At 43.6% G+C, this 23,862-nt stretch carries 14 protein-coding genes; 3 read left to right on the forward strand and 11 right to left on the reverse strand.

The features are described 5' to 3' along the window. The first annotated feature begins 65 nt into the window (after positions 1–65). Positions 66–839 (forward strand): prephenate dehydrogenase/arogenate dehydrogenase family protein, encoded by a 774-nt coding sequence (locus tag DWX23_RS21485; RefSeq protein WP_122375990.1) that lies wholly within the window; start codon positions 66–68, stop codon positions 837–839. Between the two features lie 161 nt (positions 840–1,000). Here the strand turns inward: DWX23_RS21485 and DWX23_RS21490 are convergent, their stop codons facing one another. The 10 genes from DWX23_RS21490 to DWX23_RS21535 all read right to left on the reverse strand — a co-directional run bounded on the left by DWX23_RS21490 (position 1,001) and on the right by DWX23_RS21535 (position 18,547). Then, positions 1,001–2,356 carry a TonB family protein gene (locus DWX23_RS21490; protein ID WP_122375991.1) on the reverse strand — a complete coding sequence of 452 codons (1,356 nt, stop codon included), beginning with the start codon at positions 2,354–2,356 and terminating at the stop codon, positions 1,001–1,003. Between the two features lie 122 nt (positions 2,357–2,478). Then, positions 2,479–3,885 (reverse strand): energy transducer TonB, encoded by a 1,407-nt coding sequence (locus DWX23_RS21495; protein ID WP_122375992.1) that lies wholly within the window; start codon positions 3,883–3,885, stop codon positions 2,479–2,481. A gap of 12 nt (positions 3,886–3,897) precedes the next feature. Continuing rightward, the gene (locus tag DWX23_RS21500; RefSeq protein ID WP_122375993.1) at positions 3,898–5,316 is read right to left on the reverse strand and encodes an energy transducer TonB; all 1,419 of its coding nucleotides are present in this window, start codon (positions 5,314–5,316) and stop codon (positions 3,898–3,900) included. A 305-nt stretch (positions 5,317–5,621) separates the two neighbouring features. Continuing rightward, positions 5,622–8,123, reverse strand: a complete 2,502-nt coding sequence (locus tag DWX23_RS21505; protein ID WP_233587734.1) for an alpha/beta hydrolase-fold protein — start codon at positions 8,121–8,123, stop codon at positions 5,622–5,624. A gap of 109 nt (positions 8,124–8,232) precedes the next feature. After that, positions 8,233–9,816: a sulfatase gene (locus tag DWX23_RS21510; RefSeq protein ID WP_122375994.1), complete on the reverse strand. Its 1,584-nt coding sequence runs from the start codon at positions 9,814–9,816 to the stop codon at positions 8,233–8,235. A gap of 5 nt (positions 9,817–9,821) precedes the next feature. Then, positions 9,822–11,231 (reverse strand): sulfatase, encoded by a 1,410-nt coding sequence (locus tag DWX23_RS21515; protein ID WP_122375995.1) that lies wholly within the window; start codon positions 11,229–11,231, stop codon positions 9,822–9,824. 126 nt (positions 11,232–11,357) lie between these two features. Next, positions 11,358–13,175 carry a RagB/SusD family nutrient uptake outer membrane protein gene (locus DWX23_RS21520; protein WP_122375996.1) on the reverse strand — a complete coding sequence of 606 codons (1,818 nt, stop codon included), beginning with the start codon at positions 13,173–13,175 and terminating at the stop codon, positions 11,358–11,360. A gap of 21 nt (positions 13,176–13,196) precedes the next feature. After that, positions 13,197–16,721 carry a TonB-dependent receptor gene (locus DWX23_RS21525; RefSeq protein ID WP_122375997.1) on the reverse strand — a complete coding sequence of 1,175 codons (3,525 nt, stop codon included), beginning with the start codon at positions 16,719–16,721 and terminating at the stop codon, positions 13,197–13,199. Positions 16,722–16,899: 178 nt separating this feature from the next. Further along, complete coding sequence (locus tag DWX23_RS21530; RefSeq protein WP_122375998.1) at positions 16,900–17,886, reverse strand: FecR family protein; 987 nt, start codon at positions 17,884–17,886, stop codon at positions 16,900–16,902. A gap of 64 nt (positions 17,887–17,950) precedes the next feature. Then, positions 17,951–18,547: an RNA polymerase sigma-70 factor gene (locus DWX23_RS21535; RefSeq protein ID WP_122375999.1), complete on the reverse strand. Its 597-nt coding sequence runs from the start codon at positions 18,545–18,547 to the stop codon at positions 17,951–17,953. A 156-nt stretch (positions 18,548–18,703) separates the two neighbouring features. Here DWX23_RS21535 and DWX23_RS21540 point away from each other — a divergent pair, with 156 nt between their 5' ends. Then, positions 18,704–20,767 carry a DNA topoisomerase 3 gene (locus tag DWX23_RS21540; RefSeq protein WP_122376000.1) on the forward strand — a complete coding sequence of 688 codons (2,064 nt, stop codon included), beginning with the start codon at positions 18,704–18,706 and terminating at the stop codon, positions 20,765–20,767. A gap of 13 nt (positions 20,768–20,780) precedes the next feature. Next, positions 20,781–21,272 carry an NUDIX domain-containing protein gene (locus DWX23_RS21545; protein WP_122376001.1) on the forward strand — a complete coding sequence of 164 codons (492 nt, stop codon included), beginning with the start codon at positions 20,781–20,783 and terminating at the stop codon, positions 21,270–21,272. 112 nt (positions 21,273–21,384) lie between these two features. Here DWX23_RS21545 and DWX23_RS21550 read toward each other — a convergent pair whose 3' ends face one another. Further along, entirely contained in the window at positions 21,385–23,862 is a 2,478-nt protein-coding gene (locus DWX23_RS21550; RefSeq protein WP_122376002.1) for a C10 family peptidase, read from the reverse strand.

Below are 23,862 nucleotides of genomic sequence, written 5' to 3' on the forward strand. Positions count from 1 at the left end.
TGCTTGCATCGTGATGTAACGTTACGTCACATCACGACGCAAAATGAAAACAAAAAGAATAAGAAATGAAGATATTAATATTAGGTGCCGGAAAGATGGGCTCTTTCTTCACCGATTTACTGAGTTTTGACCACGAAGTAGCTGTATTGGAAAATGATCCGAAGCGCATGCGTTTCATCTACAATGCTGTACGGTTACAAAAGCCGGAAGAGGTGGCAGACTTTGCTCCCGAACTGGTTATCAACTGCGTTACGTTGAATTATACGATCGACGCGTTCAAAACCGTTCTTCCTTATCTGCAACCGTATTGTATTATTTCAGATATCGCTTCCGTGAAGACGCATCTGAAAGAGTTCTACGAAACCTGCGGATTCCCGTATGTCTCCACTCACCCGATGTTCGGTCCGACTTTTGCCAATCTGGGAAATCTGGAAAAGGAAAATACGATCATCATATCGGAAGGTGACCATTTGGGAAAGATCTTCTTCAAAGATATCTATTCCAGCCTTCGCCTGAATATACGTGAATATACGTTTGAGGAACATGATAAGGTGGTTGCTTATTCTTTAGGTATACCGTTTGCTTCGACCATGGTATTTGCCGCCATCATGAAACATCAGGATGCACCGGGTACAACGTTCAAACGTCACATGAAGATTGCACGCGGATTGCTGTCTGAAGATGATTATCTATTGACAGAAATTCTCTTCAATCCGCGTACTCCGAAACAGATTTCCCGGATACAGGAGGAATTGAATATCCTGCAAGATATCATCAAAGATAAAGATTCCGAAGCGATGAAGGAGTATCTGACTAAGATTCGTAAGAATATCGAGTAATGAACCGATAAATTCCACTGTCGTCTGTGAACTCGCTGACCTGTTTGAGCGAAGCCGGTTCACAAACGACAGTAAACATAAGATCCGCAATAGCAAGGCAGATGCAGGGGATGTTAGAGATTATCTTCCTCCTCCTTTAAAAAACATACCGATAACGATTCTTATTTCCCTGGGTCTGTAAATATAACAGGAATAGTATATCTGCATTCTATAAAACGAGGTTGCTGATAGCAACCGGCTGCCGGTTTCCAACGCGGCATAAGCCGAAGTACCCGCAAAGCCTCTTCATCAAATTCAGGAATATTACTACTGCGAATAACTTCAAAATCCTTCAACTCTCCATACGTATTTATAGTATATGTACAAGTAACCCTCACATTCTTATTCGAACCGATATACGAAGAAGGATATTGTACATGTTTCCTGATAAACTCTAAACAGGCAGCACTACCGCCTGGAAACTCAGCTACCGATTCATAATTGACAAACAGCTGTTCTTTCTGTTTATCCCATGCTTCGCGTATTTTCTGCCGGGTATAATAACGTTGCGGACGGAACGAGACATAAACAGCGTACATACATTCCACCCGTTTGCCGGCTTTATCATAGGCCGGAAGCCAATGCGACATTGTATTTATCAGACGCTTTACCTCTTTTTCACAGGCTGGCTCACTACTGTCCAGCGTAAAAACATCTTTTACCATTCCCATTGTGTCTATCGTAAACTGGCAAACGGCGTAACCACCCCTGTTTGCTTTTAACATATCTGCCGGATACTCCATCTTATCATAAAAATACGCTTCAATATCTACAAAACCGGGGAATTGAGGTTCCTCACTTAACTCCACCGGATTCTTCTGTTGTAATCCCAGCTGCCAGATGCCGCGATAAACCGGATTACGGACAGTATCGACAGGTTCTTTTTCCAATTTCTCCAAAAGGGCGGCAGCAGCCTGCTTCGTCAAAGCCCAATCAGTCTCATTCCTGACAATCCGGCTGTAAACAGAATCTCCCAGGTCGGTCAATTCGCGGCACAAAGAACCGACCTCAGGTGCCCATTTCAAACCGACGCTCACTTTTCCACAAGTATCCGTAGAAGCGAAATAACAGGTATACCCATCCAGGCCGAGACTATATCCGTCTGCATCTTCTGCCAGCAGGAAGGCACGGCGGAACAGATTCGAAAGCAGGTCATATAACTCCCGGTCAGCCAATGCTTCCATCGTTTTAGCTGATAATTCGTCTGTAGAATAATGAAAAAGATTATGGCCCTTAACCGCTTTGAGCCGATAGATATCGTCCAACTGTTCTATTTCCCAGGCTTTACAATCGTTCATGCAATCCTTATTCATAAAGAAAGCCTGCGGAACGGAAGAAAATGTCGTACGCAGGAAGTTAGTACCAACCATTTCGGCAGAAAGAGTATCATGAGTGAGTTCAAGATACCGGTCTTTTACCTGTGCACCCAAATCGGTCAACGAAAACAGGTACACGAATAGAAATCCTATGATTCGCATAAACAGACCCTCCTATTAGACGTTATACAGCTTCCAAATATAGCGAAAAAAGATAAGAGAAGGCGTACTTCTCACTTATTAAAAAAGAGGCAGGAAATTCAATACCTGCCATCTCATTTCTGTTAGTTATTTTCTCCTTTATGGAAATCTACCGGAACGGTATATTTTACTTTTACCGGTTTACCGCGCTGCCTGCCAGGTATCCATTTCGGCATTTTCCGAACAATACGGATTGCTTCGTCATCGAGTTCTTTATATGAAGAAGAACGAATGACCTGAATGTCACTTAGCGAACCGTTTCTTTCCACGACAAACGAAACAGCCACACGTCCTTCTTTTGTTATGTTCTTCGAGATATTATCCTCAATGAATTTTAAAAGACCGGAATGACCGCCATCCGGAAATTCGGGCATTTGTTCTACGACAGTGAATACCCGCGTTGCAAATAAATGTTCCTCCTTTTCACGATATTCCTGTTCAGATAAACCGCCCAGAACCGTTTCGGGAACAGGTGTCTTGGCAGCCTGTACCAGTTCCTGTTTGCTATCCGACAAGCGAAATTCTGCCATCATCAACAGTTTGTCACCAACCTGCATATCTCCGATGGTAACATCATAGAAAAAACGATAACGTCCGGTATGGTTCGGATACACATCGGGGTAAAGGGAAGCAGAGAACTCCCAACAGTCTCCATTTTCTACACTATAAAGGATATCGACTGCAAAATCATTGATAGGCAGTTTGCGCCAGACACCTTTGTCGTCTTCATAGGTGATGTAATAATGTGCACCGCAATAAACAGGACCTCCGCTATGATTGTATAAGATAAATTTTACCTGCTTGGTTTCCGTTGAATAAACAGTGTATTCAGGACGAAGAGCAACACCTTTTATATCATTCACTCCTTCTGTTGTATTTACGGGGGGCACCTCCGGGCCGGTAAAACGGAAAGCCGGGGAGTCCATCACATTCTCACGGAATTCCTTTTGTTTCTCAGGAGTATTGACAATCAGACATATCTCGATAGCATGTGTTCCAACCCCTGTACTTATCACATTACGCATCACAGGAGTTCTTTCAAGTTGCCTCCATCGTTCAGTCAGTTTCTCGTTAATTGCTAAAAGTTCTTTTTGAGTATAGGTCAAACCTGGTTCGACAATGAACTCCTTCGATCCCAATATCTCTTCCAGTTGTTTACGGACAGTGGCAGAGTCACCCCTGATTTGGAAAACCAACGTATCCCGATCATCAATATAGATGCCACCGATAAAATCGGGACACTTCTTGCTCTCGACCGAAAAGCCGACAACTCCGGGAGGATTATCTCCATAGAGTTCACCCAGCTTTTCCAATAACCGCATCGGAACTTCCTGGGCAGGGACTTCCCGACCTGACATATTATGAGCCGGAGTCTCACTAATACTGTCTTTCGGCATCGTGTCCGCCGATTTACGAGAAGTGGAGATGTTGCAGGCGAAAGTAAACAACAGGCCACCGATACATACTGATAAAAGAAGTCGATTTTCCACACTTCATCTGATTTATTGATTATTACTCTCCTGCTTCTTACGGAAAGTGACCGGAATGGTATATTTTACTCTGACAGTCTTTCCACGGTGTTTACCTGGTATCCATTTCGGCATTTTCCGGATGATACGGATTGCTTCGTCATCGAGTTCTTTGTACGAAGAAGAACGAACAACCCTGATATCGCTCAACGAGCCATCCTTTTCTACAGTAAAAGAGACTGTTGCACGTCCTTCTCCGGTTATATTTTCCGGGATGTTATCTGCTATAAAAGCTAACAGGGCTTTTTGTCCTCCTTCTGAAAACTCGGGCATCTGTTCTACGACTGTGAATACGGTTGTTTCCAGCATATGCTTTTCCTGTTTACGAAATTCCTGTTCAGACAAACCTCCCAGGAAGCTTTCGGGCATAGGATTTTTAGTTATTCGGTTTAGTTCCTCCTTATCATCCGAAAGGCGAAATTCAGCCATCATCAGTACTTTTGTTGCAAACCCCACATCTCCGGGAATTACATGAAAGAAAAAACGGTAACACCCCGCACGATTCTTATATATATCCAGATTAAGACCGGCAGAAAACTCTGTATATTCACCGCTCCCCACCCCGTTAGCAACATCTAAAAAAGCATAATGATTCCCGGATAATTGATGCCATACGCCTTCTTCATCCTCACAGGTAATAAAATAATATCTGTCGCAATGAACCATATGCCTGCTACTATTATACAAGATAAACCGGATTTCTTTTGTTACCGTTGAATAGACAGGATACTCCGGACGAAGAACAATCCCCATCGTATCACTCACTCCCACCACTGTATTTCCATCGGGGATTTCCGGTCCGGTAAAACAGAAAGCCGGAGAGTCCATAACTTGCTCACGAAACTTTTTTTGCTCCTCCGGAGTATTGACAATCAGGCATATTTCAATATCATGCGTTCTCATTTTAGTATAAGACACATTCCAGAGAAGGGGTAAATCACCCAATAATATTTGTCTGTCAAGTAGTTGTTCTTTAAGTGCTATCAGTTCTTTTTGGGTATATATAGCATCGGTTTCAATGAGAAAGTCTTTCGAATCCAACACATCTTCCAACCGTTTATGTGCCACAATAGAATCGCCTTTAATCTGGACCACCAACCTATTGGATTCGTTCACATATACGCCGCAAATAAAATCAGGACAGTTCTTATTGGTGACTGAAAAACCGGTAAATCCGGGAGGTTCATCCCCGTAAAGTTCTGCCAGCTTTTCCAATAACCGCATCGGTACTTTCTGGGCAGGGACTTTCCTGGATGACATATTGTGAGCCGGAGTCTCACAAATACTGTCTTTCGTCATTAAGTCTGTCTGCTTGCGGGAAGTGGAGACGTTGCAGGAAGAAACAAGCCACGCGCAACAGAGATATACAAGTGAAAGATAATAATTCTCCATACCGCTCTTTTTGATTCGTTTTCAAATATACGGAATAAAGAAAGGAAAATGCTTATCTCCGGCTTATTTTTAAAGAGATACCTGATATAGGAACTACTCCGATTGGTAATTTATCAGAAATGAATGTTACTTTTCTCTTGAAAGAAAAGTAACCAAAAGTTCAAGGCTGCACCGGCTTCGCTGCTACGGTGAAAGACGGAGCGCCCGGAGCATCCGCTGTTTGAGCGTAGCGAGTTTCGGAGGCGACAGCGAACGCAGGATGCGAAGTAGCGAGGCAGGTGTAGCCTTGATCTTTAGCCTACTCTTTATTCTGTTATAAAACAACCGTTTTCCACACTCCAATCATTACCGAAGAAGCCGGATACCTCAACACCATGGATGCCTTCCTTCAAGATATCCACATTGAAGATCAGTAGGTCGGGAAAACCGGTAATACCGGAGATGTAATCATTCGGATAGGTTGCTTTCATACCTTCAATCCCTGTTCCGGCTACAACACCGACACTGGCTGTACGACTGTCGGGACGAGGATAAACAAAATAAGTACCCAGATTATTACCTTTCATCACTTTATCTCCCATACGAATCTCACCTTTCAGAACCTGTACCGGAGCATTCTTCAGAAGCTTGTTCCACGCTTTATTGTTGGCTGCATTTCCGTAAAGGACTACATTCCGGTCGGCATAAGCAGAAGGGATAAAATCTTTGTCCGCAATCACATCGATGGAACCGTTTCCTCTGTAAAGGAAAGTCTCGGCATCGAAACGGGCTTTATTCTGATACCAGTTGTTTTCTTCTTTATTGCCTCCTGTTGCATATACAAATACAACATGATTGTCGAATGCCTGTTTGAAACCGCCATAACGGGAAGGATACTTCTCTGTCACAGAAACTTCATCCACCAACGTCCATTTACCGGAAACTTTCTTCAGTACAGCCGGTTTAGTGCCATCTGCCTGCATTGTTTCGTTATCGATAGTGATACTTGCTGCTGACGGGAGTTTCAAAGCCGGTAGATCGAATGTCAGCGATGCCACATTAGAAGTCGTGCCTGAAATGCCGTTATCCGTTTGTTTGAAAGAAACGGAAGAGAAAGCATAGGCCGTATCCTGCTGGTTGATGGTTACCCAATAATCCTTAGCAGAGATGGCCGGGGAAGCAGTATGGAACTCCAATTGTTTCACTTCGCCGGCAGCAGGTACTTTATGCCAGCGGAAATAATCGAAAATAGGTTTCCAGTCAACACTCTCATTACTGTACCAATGCGAGCCGCCCGGATATTCATAATAACAAAAGTCCGGATGGAATGTGCCTAACACCTCACGCATCTGACGCACTTGCTGGATAGGAACGACATTATCCGAATCGCCATGAAGAATATAGATACCCGATTGCAGGAAATTCCTTTTCAAATCCAGTACACGTCCGGCGTTGGCAGCCTGGCAGATCGTCGTAAAATGTTTCTCTCCTACATTGGCAGCATCGGCATTCGGCCGCGAATAACGGGCAATATCCGGATAACTGGCACAAGGAGCGATAGCCGCAAAACGGTCGGGATAGGTGACACCCAGGAACCAGGTACCGTGTCCGCCCATCGAATGTCCGGTAAGATAGGTGTGGGCAGGGTCTGTCTTAAAGACTTTTTCAGCTTCTGCCAATACTTCCATTGCATCGATACGCCCCCACTCTTCCCAATTGAAACCGAACGGGCGGCGATTGGTCGGAGCGATTATATGCCCCCAATCCTTCGGTGCATAGGCACGGGCTTGATTACGGGCCTCCACTGAAGCACCATGAACAGACAGGAACAAAGCCTGATTATCTCCCTGGGTAGTCGAAGGATTCACACTGTAATATTGTACACTTCCATCCACATCGCTGATGAAAGTACGTTCATGTATGACAGAAGCATCTTTTTGCTGCAAAACAATTTCGGCGCGGTCAATCTCTTTGCCTGATCGATCCTGCAGGATAACCGTTGCATTCGTTGCACCTGTCTTTGCCGTCGTTGCGGTAGGGATACGGAATTTTACCTTGCGGACCATCATCGGCATTACATCATCCGTTGTCAGGGTAGCTGTTTCCCCATTTTCCAGTTTACATTGTATCTTTAATCCGGAAAGAGCTTTTTCCTGTGCGTTAACGATGCGGATAGCTCCCCACTTCTCTCCTTCCCCATTGATAATATCCGGAAGTGTCATATCCCGTTTGGTCAACATTACCGGTTTGGACGGAATGATCAGTTTAGCTGCTACCCTGCCGAAACGTCCGGGTGTGAAAATAAATTCATTATTACCTTTCTGCATCCGGAAAGGAATCAACGTATAAGCGAAATCGTAATGGTCCCCTTCGTGAGGCATACCGTTTATAAATGTGCGGGTATTCCCACTCGATTCGAGCAGTGCGATCTGAGGTTTGTCGGCATTATATTCTGTGAAGACATAGGCACGGCGTAAAGCACGGTTGGCAAACTTTCCGGTAGAGTCGGCCTCGATCGGCGTCCATTGCACAGCTTCACGGGTCCGTCCGTAATTGGTTGCTGTCAGGTCGTTTCCGGAAGGAGCTTTGAACTTCCCGGTAGCGATCTCCCATCCCAATCCGTCAGAGGTAGTGAACAAATAACCGGAAGGAGCTGTCACCGGAACAAAATACCCCTGTTTGAAAGAATGAAGTATGATGCCTTCGTCCACACGTTCAACCCTTTCTTTACCGAAATACTCGACGATATTACCTGTCGTCTGTTGTGCCGCCAACGGGGTCAACCCCAGAAACAGACTGGCAACAGTCATAATATAAACATTCTTCATTTTTATTATTTTAGTGGTTTATAAATTGTTTAGAGATAAAAAGGAGACTGCGGCACGGGCTATCCAGTCCTTATGTCACAGCCTCCTTTTCAGTAAAAGCGTATAAATATTACCAGTAATACTGGTCCATGATCTCTTTCATCCGCGGCGTATCGGCATCCGTATCGCCAACATCCGCACGGAGTTTCAACAGTTCCTGCTTCATTTCCTTGATGACATCGGCATACTGAGGATCGTTATACATGTTCTTGTCTTCCTTCGGGTCGACCTGCAGATCATGAAATTCCCAAGCCGGAGTAGTCGGCGTTTCTTCCGAACCGGTTGCATTCAGACGGTCGCCGTACAGGAACATCAGTTTATAACGTTCGTTGCGGATACCCATGTGGGCAGGACGAATGGAATGATGTGTCCAGTAACGGTAGTACATTTCCTTGCGCCAGTCGGCAGGTGTTTCGCCTTTCAGGTTGTCGCGGAAACTTACCCCTTGTGATCTTTCCGGAGCTTTTATTCCGGCGTAGTCGGCCAGCGTAGCAGCGAAATCCACGTTCAGGATAATATCCTTGTTGCGTGTGCCTGCCGGAATCTCTTTCGGATAACGGATCACGAACGGCATATGCAGAGGTTCTTCATACATCATGCGTTTATCGAACATACCATGTTCGCCCAGGAAATATCCCTGGTCGGAAACATAGACTATGATCGTATTCTTGCTCAATCCTTCTTCGTCAAGCATCTTCAACAGACGACCGATATTATCGTCGATAGTTGCTCCGCAACGCAGATAATCTTTGATCATTTTCTGATAGATCTTCTTACGGGCAGCCACTTTATCCATTCCCTTCGTAGAGAAAGGCAGTTCCGGATAACGGCACCACCAGGCATCCGGATCTTTCGATGCTGTCTCCCAACGCCAGCCCATATTCTCCAGTTGCTGTCCCTGGAAAGCTCTTCCCGATTCCTCCGGTCCGAACTCCATCATGCTTTCCGGTTCGGGGAAAACGACATCGTCATAGAGATGCTTCATCCGTTCAGGGAAATCCCAGGGTTCGTGTGTCGCTTTGAAGTGGCAGCACATCATGAACGGTTTGTTTTTATCGCGGTTACGTATCCATTCCATTGTCTGGTCGGTAACAATATCGGTCGAGAAGCCTTTTATCTCAACGCCCTGCTTACCCTTATCGTCGTCCACCCAGTTTTCCGCAGTCTTAAAGATCGGATTGACATATTCACCCTGGTCATGGAATACATTGAAATGGTCGAAACCGGATGGTTGTCTCTTTAAATGCCATTTACCGATCAGAGCCGTCTGATAACCGCCTGCCTGCATCTGTTTGGCGATATTGTCGACAGCCGGGTCCAGCCCGTCTTCCAGTGTATACACTCCGTTACGATGACTGTAAGCACCGGTCATGATAGCCGCACGGCTAGGTGCAGAGATCGAATTCGTACAAAAGCAGTTATCCAGCACGCAACCTTCCTGGGCCAGACGGCGGATATTCTCATTCTTAACATAATCGGCCAGGATACCTCCATAGATACCCCATGCCTGACCGGTATGGTCGTCAGACAAAATAAAGAGGATGTTCGGGCGTTCTTCCGCCTCTTTCTCCGTCTTTTTGTTTGAGTTGCAACCAATGACAGGCAGGCATGTTGCTAACAGACCTGCCTTCAAAATTAGATCAGCGTTTTTCATTTTCTTTATTTTAATTTTCCTGGTTCTCTGCGTCCCGGCCCTTTCACACGTGTCAGGTTATCTCCCAGATCCTTACGCATATCATCGGCGATCTTCATCAACTTGGCTGCTTCTTCCGGATATTGGGAAATGACATCGTAACGTTCTCCCGGATCACGGCGCAGGTCGTACATTTCAGCCTTTTTCAGTTCCAGGTTCGTCAAATCACCCGGCTGACCGTCATTACCCGGCACGTAAGCACCATAAGTCACATACTTATGCGGGAAAACAAGTTTGAACTTGCCGTCTGTTACTGCTTCCAAATCGTTTTTATGATAATAATAAACGAATGATTCACGTGGGTTGGCATCCTTCTCTCCCTTGATAAGAGGCAGGATACTTACACCGTCGATCTTACGCTGGGGCAGCGGAGCACCGCTGATCTCGGCCAATGTAGGCAACAGGTCGATATTGGAAGCCAGTTTGTTACAACTTGTTCCCGGCTGCGTCACCCCTTTCCAGTACATGACACAAGGAATACGGTTACCACCATCGAAAGTTGTCGCCTTTGCTTCACGCAATCCTCCGGCAGAACCGGCATGGTTTCCATAGTTCGCCCAGGGACCGTTATCGGAAGTCAGGACGATCAGCGTATTTTCTTCCAGTCCTTGTTCGCGAAGTGCTTTCAACACTTCACCTACGCTCCAGTCGAGTTCCATCATCACGTCACCGTATAGTCCCTGTTCACTCTTTCCTTTGAACTTATCGGACACAGCCAGCGGAACGTGCGGCATGGAATGTGCGAGATAGATAAAAAACGGTTTATTCTTATTTTTCTTTATGAAGTTGACCGTGCGGTTCGTATAATCTGTCGTAAACTGCGACTGATCGGTATTATAACCAACCACTTCGTTGCCATCGTATGTCGGCAGATCCGGGAAGTTGAAAACTTCGCCCTGCTGCGGATGGTAAGGCCACATATCATTGGAATAAGGCAATCCGTAATATTCGTCGAAACCGTTCTGCAAAGGCAGGAACTGTTTAGCGTCTCCCAAATGCCATTTACCGAAAACAGCCGTACTGTATCCCTTCTGTTTCAGCAACTCCCCTATCGTCATTTCATCGGGACTGATCCCGTAATCGGAACCCGGACCGGGTGCTCCGGCAAAACCGATACGGTTCGGATAACAGCCTGTCAGCAGACCGGCACGCGATGCGCCACTGATAGGTTGTCCGGCCAGAAAATGAGTAAAACGGACTCCCTCGGCTGCCATACGGTCGATGTTCGGCGTTTTATATCCGTATGCCCCGTTATAGGAGAAGTCCCCATAACCCGCATCGTCGAGGTTGATGATGATAAAATTTGTGTAATTTGCCGCGAAGCCGGTAAAAGCAAGGCTTGATGTTGCTGCTAAAAGCATTAGCTTTCTGTTCATGATATCGTGTTTTTATTAGATAATGTCAATATATCACCGCATAGAAGCGTTAAAGATACAAATTAAATAAAAATCTTCCGAATGATTTTACTTTTTCATTCGGAAGATTCCAGAATAGTGTATATATTATTTCCACCCCGGATTCTGCACCAGGTTCTCATTCAATACAGTCTGCTTCAAAGGGATAGGATACAAATAACATTTGTCTTCCCAGCCCGGATTCGGCTTTTCGATGTAAGTTACGCAATTCACATAGCGAGGCATATCCGTCCCTTTATATAAACTTTTAGCCAGAGCCTCACTATTGTAATCTCCTATATTATTGATCTTGACACCGACCGGTTGTTCATTCAGGTACTCACCTTTCTTCCAACGTTTGATATCATCGAAACGGAAACCGGATCCCATCAGTTCAGAACATCTTTCACGACGGATCTCCCACAAAACAGGAGCTACATCTTTATCACGAAGCGTATCAAAATCCGATCCGATCGCATTCACGGTCATGGCTGCCACACCGGCACGTGCACGCAGTTTGTTGATCGTTGCATCAGCCACCGCCTGGTCGAAACGTCCTAACTCGAACATCGCCTCGGCATGGTTCACCAACACCTCTCCCATGCGGAAAATCGGTCCGTCAGTACCCTGCACTTCACCCTTATCGGCACCGGGCAATGCATTATAATATTTATACATGAAGTAACCGGTCTGTGTATCTACCCCACTGACTTTCACTGCGGTCAGGTTAGGAATATTCGCGATATAGGAAGTAGTCTTCTTTAGAGGCAACATCTTTCTTTCCTGATTATTTTTGGTCAGTTTGCCCATCATATCGATATATTCCCGTTCTACCGCTTCATCTGTATATTCCCAATGGGACAGGTCTGTAGAAACCGTTACTTTATAAGGAGGACAAATCGTATAATACAGACGTAAGTCACGATTCCTGAATTCATCATAAACGGTATTATCCCCATCATACACAGCAGAAGTTGAAATAGGTTTCCCATCCGAACACAAATAGTGTTCAACCAGTTTCTTTGAACCTTCATATAAACGTTCACCGGTCGTACGCTGAGTCAGGTCATGCCCTTTCCCTTTTTCATTTTCCTGATATTCCCTGTACAAAAGGATACTGCTTTGCCCTTTCAGGCTTAATGAATTGAAGACATCATCGTAATCAGCCATCAGGCCCAGATTCTGGTCGATCAGTTTCTGAGAGGCTTTCACGCTGGCTTCCAGATATTTCGAACCATCTATATTATCCACACTGCCATGATACTTTCTCCAGGTCCCTTCATACAATCCGAAACGGGAAATTAAAGCACGTACAACATTCGGATTGACTGTATTATCACCATCCCCTTGTGCTTTTATATTCTCTTCGGCATAAAGAAGATTTTCCAGCATATGATTGGCTACAACTTCGCGGGAATCTTGTTTGGCATACAGAATGTCTACATCATCCGTGCCGACCACATGTTCCAGCCAGGGCAGATCACCAAACTTTTTAAGCAACTCAAAATAGCCATGAGCACGGAAGAAATAACCGACCCCACGCCAGTGAGCCTTATCTTTCTCGGTCATTTGTGAATTATCAATATTATCCAGCATCAGATTCACCTGGCGGATAAAATCAAAGGTCCAGGTATCTGCACTGACATTCGAGGGAGACATGCGGTTATTCACCCAGGCTATTCCACGGGCATCGTTCGAATCGTATAACATATCCGATATATCTCCTGCCTGAGGATAATTCTGATAAGCGATCAGCGTTTTATTATACAATCCCCACGCATACATCTTGAAATTATCATAAGTCGTAAAGACGGTATTTTCCGTTTCTTTGTCAATCGGGTATTTGTCCAGGAACTCATCATTCAAACAAGATGTTCCCCCTAAAAGAAATGCAGCCAAGCAAGCTGATAAATATATTTTTTTCATAAGAATCAAGTATTATACAAATTATAAAGTAACATTAATACCAAAAGAGAATTTCTTCATGAACGGATACAAGTCATTAATACTCATTGTCTGTTCCGGGTCCATTCCTTTATACATATGATGTTTTGTCCAGAGATCCTCACCACTGAAAAATACTTTAAAGGCAGAGATCGCTTTTGTCTTTTCAAGCCAGGTACTCGGGAACGAGTAGCTCAATGTGACATTCTTCAGTTTGATATACGATCCATCCATCAGATACTTTGTCTGATTCCTTCTGTTGAAGCTATCCGCTCCCTGGTTAACGCCGGTCTGATTACCTAAGCGGGGATAATAAGCATCACGATTTTCCGGAGTCCAGTAGTCCAGATGATGTTTCAGGACTGTCGCAGCAGCATTCGGATTATCCGTATTGGTATGCGGCCATGCCAGGAAATTCGACTTACCATCCGTACCGACAATCAGGTCACGCTTTCCAACTCCCTGGAAGAAGAATGTCAGGTCGAAACCTTTCCAGCCGATGCCGGCATTGATGGCATACGGATAACGTCTGGAACTATTACCGATGATCTTTCTGTCACCCGGATTCTTCGCGGTGTTATCCCCTTCCGTATCGATCTTTCCGTTACCATTCAAGTCTTTAAACAAGATATCGCCCGGTCTCGGATCACGAACGTACGGATCAAGTGTCGGAATACCTTCTTTCAGTTTATAAATACCTTCTTCTTCATTGATATATTCAAAGTCATCTTCCGTATAGAAACGATCTGTTACAAATCCCCAGATTTCTCCTACTTCCTGACCTACACGATAATTAGTTACTTTTGCAGTAGATAACATCTCTGTCGGATTGTCGAACTTCGTTACTTTGGAACGTGAATCATAGAGATTCAAACCGATATTATAACGCCAGTCTTTACCGATCCGGTCTCTCCAATTGATTGCCAGCTCCCAACCTTTCGTACGCAGGTCAGCAGAGTTTTCCAAAGGAGAAGAACCGCCCAGCACAGAAGGAAGTTCCTTACCCGGAGCCAACATACCTTTCGTATCACGGCGATACCAGTCGAATACCAGATCCAGACGGTTATCAAACATACCCAGATCGAAACCGATATCCAGGGTTTCAACCTTTTCCCAGGTAAAGCTGGAACTGAACAAAGCGGGCACCTTGCGGGTAATGTTCCATACGCCATTTTCCAACCATCCGTCATCCGTTGCCATTACACCCAGGAAAGCATAGTTTTTAATAGCCTGGTTACCAACCTGTCCGAAAGAACCTCTTAACTTGAAATTAGTGACATATTCTTTCGACCAGTCCATGAAACGTTCCTCGGAAACTCTCCAACCCAATGAGAAAGAAGGGAAGAAACCGAAACGGTTACCTGAAGGGAACTTGGAAGAACCGTCATAACGCCCGTTTGTTTCAAATAAATATTTTCCTTTATAGTTGTAAGACAGTCTGTAGTACAAGCCACGCAATGAATACTCGTCATATTCGTCACCTGTAGTCATCGTTCCGTCTGCACCGCTCAGGGAAGGGTGTTCGGGATTTACAACATGTAATTTCTTTCCCCATACTTTACGCATGTAACTGTATTCCTGGTTGAAACCAGCCATTACACTGAAAGAATGGTCATTGATAGTCTTATCGTAGTTTCCGTAGATATTGATCGCATTATAATTGGTATGTTGTTCATCCAACTGATAAGAAGAATTGCCGCTATATGAATCGGCCAATGAGAAATAGTTGTTCTCTGCATTGACATATTTCACTGTCTTCTGATATTCATCCTTATCGTAGTTCGTTCTGTTGAATGTATATTCCGCATTGATCAACAACCCTTCCATCGGTTTAAAAATAGCCTTGCCGAAAAGACGGATATCTTCCGTATTCTCAGACTGAACCGGAGAGTTCATGATATTCCAGCGGGGAGTACCTATCGGATACGTTTCTCCGTCTATTTCGACGTCACCTTCCGGATAATAAGTTGGCAGCAACTGAGCCAACCGGTACGGCGACCAGTTTCTCAATGTATTCATATTCGGATTCGTCTTCTTCGCCTTCGAATATTTAACATCGGCCTGTACTGTAAACCAGGAAGCAATTTCAGAACTTACGAAAGAAGACAGGTTATATCTGTTATAACCGTCCTTGTCTGAAACCAGGATACCGTCTTCGTCCAGGTAACCGAAAGACAGACGGTAGGCAGATTTAGCCGTACCACCACTGACAGAAGCATTATGTGATTGCTGAAAACCATAGTTATCCATCATTCGCTCCAGATGGTTCGTTTCTCTCAGGTCATAACGGTTTCCGCCCTCATCCATATAGTAACCCAATGGATATTTACCGGGATTCACCTGATAATCTTCCAGATAGCCTAACCAGGCAGAAATGTCCTGTCCGTTATTATAGCGGCCATTCTTATAACCCATATCATTATAGAAACGGACTGTCTCCAGAGGCGATGCTTTCTCTATCAAAGACTGGGGTTTGGAAAAAGCAAAGTTGTTGTTATAATTGATAGAAACTTTCTGTTCTTTATTGGCCTGTTTGGTCGTGATCAAAATAACACCGAAAGCAGCACGTGCACCATAGATAGCAGCAGACGCAGCATCTTTCAACACCGTTACCGTTTCAATATCGGCCGGAGAGATCATATTGATATCCATTGGAACGTTATCAACCAACACCAGGGGTTCCCCTTCGCCATATTCGTCTATATTCAGACGGTTGGTACCACGTACATTCAGTTTCATGCTTTTACCCGGGCTACCGGCATCCGTGGTAATCGTCAAACCCGGCATAGCTCCCTGCAAAGCCTGGCTGGCAGAGACAACAGGACGATCGCCCATCACCTCATCCATTTTGACTGTACTTACGGCACCCGTCAGATTGACTTTCTTCTGAGTACCGAAGCCGACAACAACGACTTCGTCCAATGTTTGCGTATCTTCCAATAACCTGATATCATATTGGGATTGTCCGTCAACACGTACTTCTTTATTCAAATATCCGATATAGGAGATCGTCAATGTGCTGCCGTCAGGTGCCTCCAGACTGAAATTACCATCGAGATCCGTAATAGTACCGTTTGTGGTACCCTTTACAATGACATTCGCACCAATAACAGGCTCCCCTTTATCGTCCGTTACCACACCCGATATCTTCTTCTCCGGCTGAGCCTGTTGAGACGCACCGGTTTTTGCTTTACGGACACTTACAGAAACCGTGTTATCTTCACGGTTAAAATCCAAACCTGTTTGTTTGGATATTTCACTGAGGACGTCTTTTAACGGCTTGCCGTTGAAGGCCAGATTAACCGTCAATTTGTTATTGATGACGGTCTCGCCATAAAAGAACTTGACTCCCGTTTGTTGGGAAATCTCTTTAAAAACCTTTTCTACAGGCTGGTTGTGAACCTGAATGGTTATCACTTCTGATTTAACCGATTGAGCTGTTACCGGTTGTACGCACACAACTGCTAAAAAAACAAAAAGAACAGAATAACAAGCCCAACAATACTTCTTAATATTAAGGAAGTTCATAAATTTGGATGTTTTATGGTTGTTTTGAATAGTAATTTAAAACGACTCCGTATGGATTGCCTGGAGTGGACGCCTGGCAATCGTAGAGTATAAGGAGGATCTCTGTGATCTTCCTTTTCTTTTAATTTTTCGTTAACTGGTGTCTTTCATGCAAGTATCAAATTAAATAAGTTAATAATTAATTCTTATATAAAATTATTTTGTCTTTCTCTATTCTGTATTTTATATCTGTCGAATATTGAATTGATTTAAGTACCGACTCCAGGCTCTTATTATCGTGTTCTCCATAAATATATTCATCATATTCAGCTCCCGGAGCAAATGCTATCGGACGGTTATACATACGGATTAGTTCATTTACCACAGTCCGTATCGGAGTCCTGTTGAAATAAAGCCCTCCCTTTATCCAAATAGTAGAAAGCTTTGCATCTTCATTCCGTTTCTGGAACTCTCCTTTCGTTTTATCCAGGACAAGCTGTTCGTCAGGAGCCAGGCGCATCATGGCTTCCGGCAGATCGACCTGTACCTTTCCGGTCCGGACACTCACCGTCAACTGCTCGTCTATATCATAAGCCTTCACATTAAAAGAGGTCCCCAATACTTTCACATGAGCATCTTTGGTATGGATAACAAAAGGCTTCTCTTCATTCCGCGTCACTTCAAAAAAACCTTCTCCATCCATCTCTATCTGACGGATATCAGAGATAAAATGTTCCGGATACTTCAAATAGGAACCTGCATTCAACGTAACGGAAGTACCGTCCGGCAAAGTGATTTGTCTATGCTCCCCGTTTTTTACCCGTATTTCAATATAAGCCAGTTCTTTTTGCCGGTTTGAGCGGAACATATTAAAGGTTCCCCACCCTATGGCGAATACGGCAACCAACATAGCTACGTATTTAAAATAAGGAGTAAAAGAAAGACGCTTTTCCGGTTTCCGGATACGATCCAGCAACAGACGGGCTTCCTCTTTATAGGATTCCTGACGGGCCAATGACAATTCATCATCTTCTATTGTTTCCCAGACAGCGTCCATCGTTTCACTGATCTCCGTATTATATTTTCCCTCATGAAGATGCTTCAATAGATCATCGGCATCTTTACGGGTATAAAGACCATCAATAAATCGTTTTAATATGTTGTTTATATGCTTCAATTCTGACATATTATTGGTGCGTATAATTATAGTACCACGGAAGCGGGTACAACTGGGATGTTATTAACTTTTATTATGAATTTAAACAAAAAAGGAGTAAGAGCAAATCGGCATATGTCCCGGCGTATTTAACTAAATAAGAACGTATTACTTTCAATGATGCGGAAATATGTTGCTGAACGGTATACACAGATATATTCAATTCTTCTGCAATCTCCTTATGAGATTTCATTTCCTTCCGGCTCAAATCGAAAATACGGCGTTGTTGTGAGGTCAGGTCCTGCAAGGCTTTTTCCAGTAACTGGTTCAGATCGGCGTCTACTATTTTATCCTCCGTGTCGTTAGTTATATCCACAGAGCCTTTTAATATGATATCTTTAAGTTGTTGTTCTTTTTCTATTCCAGCCAGTAAATTAAGGATTCGGTTCTTTACAATTGTATAAATATAGGGGGCAAAAGGTGAATCCGGATTCAGAAAACGACGGTTTTGCCATACCGAAGTAAATGCATCCTGAAAAACATCTTCCGCAAATTCCCTGGATTTAAGAAACTTCATTGCAAAGTACATCAGTCTGTTCTTATACAAAGCGTATAATTCACAGAAAGCCGATTCGTCATCATGAATCAGACTTGCAATTAGTTTTTTCTCCTGTTCTGAATTATTATACATAAATAATTGCTAAAGGCATATATCTATTCCCTCTCAATCCTAAGACTTGTCAAATATAGAGATATTCTATATACCTCACAAACTCCATTCACTATTTTATTAAGTCAGCAGGAAACCGTACATTTGTGTGATTTTTACGAAAGGATTAAATTGCAGATGAAAGTATGTATTGCTGAAAAACCGAGTGTGGCACGCGAAATTGCCGAAGTACTGGGGGCTACAAAAAAGATGAACGGGTATATTGAAGGAAACGGATATCAGGTTACCTGGACATTCGGACATCTGTGTACACTGAAGGAACCGCATGACTATGCCGACGAGTGGAAACGGTGGAGCCTGAGCGCTCTTCCCATGATCCCGCCCCGCTTCGGAATCAAACTGATCAGCAACCCGACTTACGAGCAGCAGTTCAAAATAATCGAAGGACTGATGCAGAACGCCGAAATGGTGATTAACTGCGGTGATGCCGGCCAGGAAGGGGAACTGATACAACGTTGGGTCATGCAGAAAGCCGGTTGTACCTGCCCGGTGTACCGGTTATGGATATCTTCTTTGACAGAAGAGGCGATCCGTGAAGGCTTCCAGCATCTGAAAGAACAGACAGAATTCAAGACATTATACGAAGCCGGACTGTCACGGGCCATCGGTGACTGGCTGTTGGGTATGAACGCAACCCGTTTATACACAATCCGCTACGGACAAAACCGCCAGGTACTTTCCATCGGCCGCGTTCAGACACCTACACTAGCACTGATCGTAAACCGCCAGGCAGAAATAGATAACTTCAAGCCCGAACCTTATTGGGAATTGAAAACGGTTTACCGGAATACGACATTTTCTGCCACCAAAGGTAAATTCACCAAGAAAGAGGAAGGGGAAGCGTTCCTCGAAATCGTCCAACAGGAAGACTTTACCGTTACTGATATATCCGAAAAGAAAGGAAAAGAATATGCTCCCCGCCTTTTCGACCTGACCTCGTTACAGGTGGAATGTAATAAGAAATTTGCCTTCACTGCGGATGAGACATTGAAACTGATACAATCTTTATATGAAAAGAAAGTGACGACCTACCCTCGTGTAGATACCACTTTCCTGAGTGAGGATATTTATCCGAAGGTCCCGAATACACTGAAAGGATTGGTAGATTATACCGAGCTGACCGCTTCTCTGTTGAACGCCAAGATCCCTAAAAGTAAAAAAGTATTCGACAACTCGAAGGTAACCGATCACCATGCAATCATCCCGACCGGCGTTCCGGCCCGTAACCTGACAGAGAATGAACGAAAGGTATACGACCTGGTTGCCCGCCGCTTTATCGCAGCCTTTTATCCGGATTGCGAAATATCGACCACCACTGTACTTGGAAAAGTCGGTAAAGTCGATTTTAAAGTAACCGGAAAACAGATATTAAAACCGGGATGGCGTGTCGTATTCGGTGCCGAGCAAAAAGATCCCGATGCAGAACCAACCGAAGAAGAAGGTGTTTTGCCTGACTTTACCAAAGGAGAGTCCGGACCTCACAAGCCGTTACTGAAAGAAACCTGGACGACTCCCCCCAAACCATATACGGAAGCGACATTGCTCCGTGCCATGGAAACTGCCGGTAAGCTGGTAGAGAATGAGGATTTGCGCGATGCCTTGAAAGAAAACGGCATCGGGCGTCCTTCTACTCGTGCTGCCATTATCGAAACACTGTTCAAACGGAATTATATCCGGAAGGAACGCAAGAACCTGTTCCCTACTGCAACGGGAAAGGAACTGATAGGAACGATACATGAAGAGTTGCTCAAAAGTGCAGAACTCACCGGTTTATGGGAAAAGAAACTGCGTCAGATAGAGCGGGGTACATACGAAGCCCGGACATTCCTGGAAGAACTGAAACAAATGGTCAACCAGGTAGTCATCAACGTTCTTTCCGACCAGTCGACCCGCACCATCACCATAGAGGAGGCAGTCAAAGAAGCACCGAAAGCAGAAAAAGGGACTAAAGAGGAGAAAAAAGAAAAGAAACCCCGAAAGCCGCGTGCTAAAAAGGAAGAGAAACCGAAAGAAATAGAAAAACCTGTTTGTCCGATCTGTAAGAAAGGAAATATCCTACGGGGAAAAACGGCATACGGCTGTTCCGAATATAAGAATGGTTGTACGTTCCGCCTGGATTATGCGACTTATGGAGAAGGGTTATCGGATAAAGAATTGATTTCTGTGATCAGTCAGCTTTAAATATCTATATAAAATGGAAGAAGAATGGTTCCCTCTGGTGAATGAAGAGGGAGAAACAATAGGTAAGGCTACACGCCGGGAATGTCATAGCGGTAGTAAACAATTACATCCGGTCATCCATCTGCATATTTTTAATGAGGTAGGAGAATTGTACCTGCAAAAGCGTTCGATGAACAAAGATATCCAACCTGGTAAATGGGATACGGCTGTAGGCGGACATATCGATTATGGTGAAACGGTGGAAGAAGCTCTTCGCCGGGAAGTTCGTGAGGAACTGGGTATCACCGAATTTACCCCACAATTCATGACTCGTTATATATTCGAATCGACTATCGAAAAAGAACTGGTCAATACATTCCGTACCGTCTATAACGGAGAAATCCAACCGGATACTGAAGAACTGGACGGCGGACGTTTCTGGTCGATGGAAGATATAAAAACCAACCTGGGGAAAAACGTGTTTACTCCGAATTTTGAACAGGAGTTCCGGCGGTTATTCTTATAACATATTAAAAAATGGAATAAAACCGTTCACCCGAAAACCACTCACTTTAACAAAAACAAACCAGTATGCCATATTAAATGGGAGTAGACGGTGAACGGTATATTCAAGATATTTACAAAATAACCTTAAATGAATTTTCGCCAACAATCACTACATATCGCCCGTTTGGTAACTGTACACGTGTATCTCCGCTTACAACACCCAGATTTTTATATATACTACCATTAAATGTAGCTACATAGACTTTCATTGGCTGTGGTGTAAAAATACAAACAGTACCATCAGAGGCCGTAACCTTAATTTTACTGGCTTCAATTTTTTCACTGGCAACATCCGTGTTTTCTTTAATTCCGTCAATCTTGATTACTATCGGCTCACAGATATTTTCAATAAGATATAAGCCATTCCCGTTCGGAGTAATAATATCTCCCCGGTCTATTGTGACAACAGGAACAGACTGGTTGTATTCTTTATCGAGAACAAGAGAAAAAGTGAAATCTTTCTTATTTTCCACCTTATAATCCCCCGGTTCCGGATCAGTAGTTACTCCTTCTACTTTCGGTAATGTCACAATATGATAGACTACTGCCGGGTCCGGTGCCGTTCCAACTACTTCTACCGTTTGATTAGCATGGATATCATGGATAATATAATACCCATTACTATTTGGATATATTACTGAACCATTTACTCGTACCACTATACTATATTCCTCATAACCGGTTTGGGGAATAACTGTAAATTCAAAATCTTCTCCCTTAGGTATCGAAAGCGGATCATAACCGGAAGCCGGTTTAATATCGAATCCAACAACTGAAGGTAAAGTAACTGTATAGATTGAAATTGGCGGTTCCTCAAGAAAAAAGGTCAAATAAATATCTTTCCGAATATTTGACAGGGTATATATGCCATTAGCATCAGGGCTGAGCTCTGTTTCACCATTTTTAACAACAATAATATTGGTGTTTGTATTCTTAATTTTAAACTTAAAATCACCTCCTTCAGTAACAGAATCAGCATTATAGCCCTTCTCTGGAGCGACAGTTACACCAGGCAGTTCGTTCCAGGTTATTTGATACGTATTAACATGAGCCCCGGCTGTCAGATTAATCACATCTGCAACATTCGGACCACCTTCCACAATTTTATAATCCCCATTACCCACCTGAGAAATCAGAAATAACCGGTCTCCTTCTTCTATAGGCTCTATTATTTTACACGAAAATGATACATTATAATAATATTTATAAGGATTAAAAGAAAAATTCCGTGGAGTTGCAACCACTTCTTTCAGATTCTCATTTTTATCATAATGTCCGACGGATAAAGATGCTGTAAAACTTGGAGAGAAACATCTTATCCCTGAGATTGTAAGTGTAAACAGACCTCCCTGTGCCGGCGTAGTATTTACTTTCAAACCACCTGTATATCCATTTGCATTTGAAATTCGAAGCTCGTTCAAACTTTGTCCGCCTTCATCTGGCTTAATGTTAATAATCATACCTTGGTCATACGTATAATCATGATTATCCGGTTTTAGTGCCGTCAAGGAGAACCAGTTGTCAGAATAACCTCCCCATCCCCAATTTATATGATACATACTCCCATCAAAACCATCTATTATAAATGTATGCCCATCTGTACCCGAGCCATGGTAAATGACCGGCCGTCGATTAGTAACCAACTCATCTGTCAACATTTTTTGCCATTCAGAAGCATCATAATCATCTTTTTCTATACATGAAATTGTTTTATCATATCTAAAATATTGGGTTAATGCATCGATGATACGCGCAGTCTGAGCAGAACTAGCACTTACACCATACTTCATATCACAACTAACGCCGCAATGATAAAGAAGAGTTGCCATGGCATCCACATTATCATTCGTATAGTCTGTGCTATAGTCGTCCAACATCTTATCCCATAAATAGGTAATTCCAAAATCAGCTTTATAAGAACCTTGAGTGGTAGAAGCACTTCCCACTCCCTGAGATGGATGTTTATGATACTTCATTACTATCCCCATAGAGGTCGCAACACATCCGGTTAATGCATTTTTTCCTTGAATTAGAGGACATTTACTATTGAACGGCATATCCTGATTCCATTTGGCCGTATTCAACAATGTCTGACTGCGTAAAATCGGAAGTTTTGTACCCTGAATCAAGTTGTGCCATTGTTCCTTTATTTCAATATCCTGCTCTATATCATTTGTACAAGCATAGCGAATTTGATCTGCATATCCCTGAAGCCACCCTTTCATGTTGTCCGGGATAGTCTCATAAGAAAAATTACCGGAAGCAGAATAACCGAGTATTGGATAAACACGATCATCACCAGATACTATTATATACCCATCATTACTTCCATTATTGAATACATAATAATAAGCTTCTACTCCTCCCGAGCGCAAGTTTGGACGCTCCGTATAAACCAACTGTAAGGTTTGGGCACTTCGTAACTGATTACCGGATATCTGCTGCGAGAAATTCTCTGCCACTCGCATCGCCTGATTGACTGACACATTTTCTGCATATCCCCATCTTACGGATATAAAACATAAAATTAATAAAAACCATTTTTTCAT

Source organism: Parabacteroides sp. AF18-52 (genome assembly GCF_003479145.1).
In the GTDB taxonomy this organism is placed as follows: Bacteria; Bacteroidota; Bacteroidia; order Bacteroidales; family Tannerellaceae; genus Parabacteroides; species Parabacteroides faecis.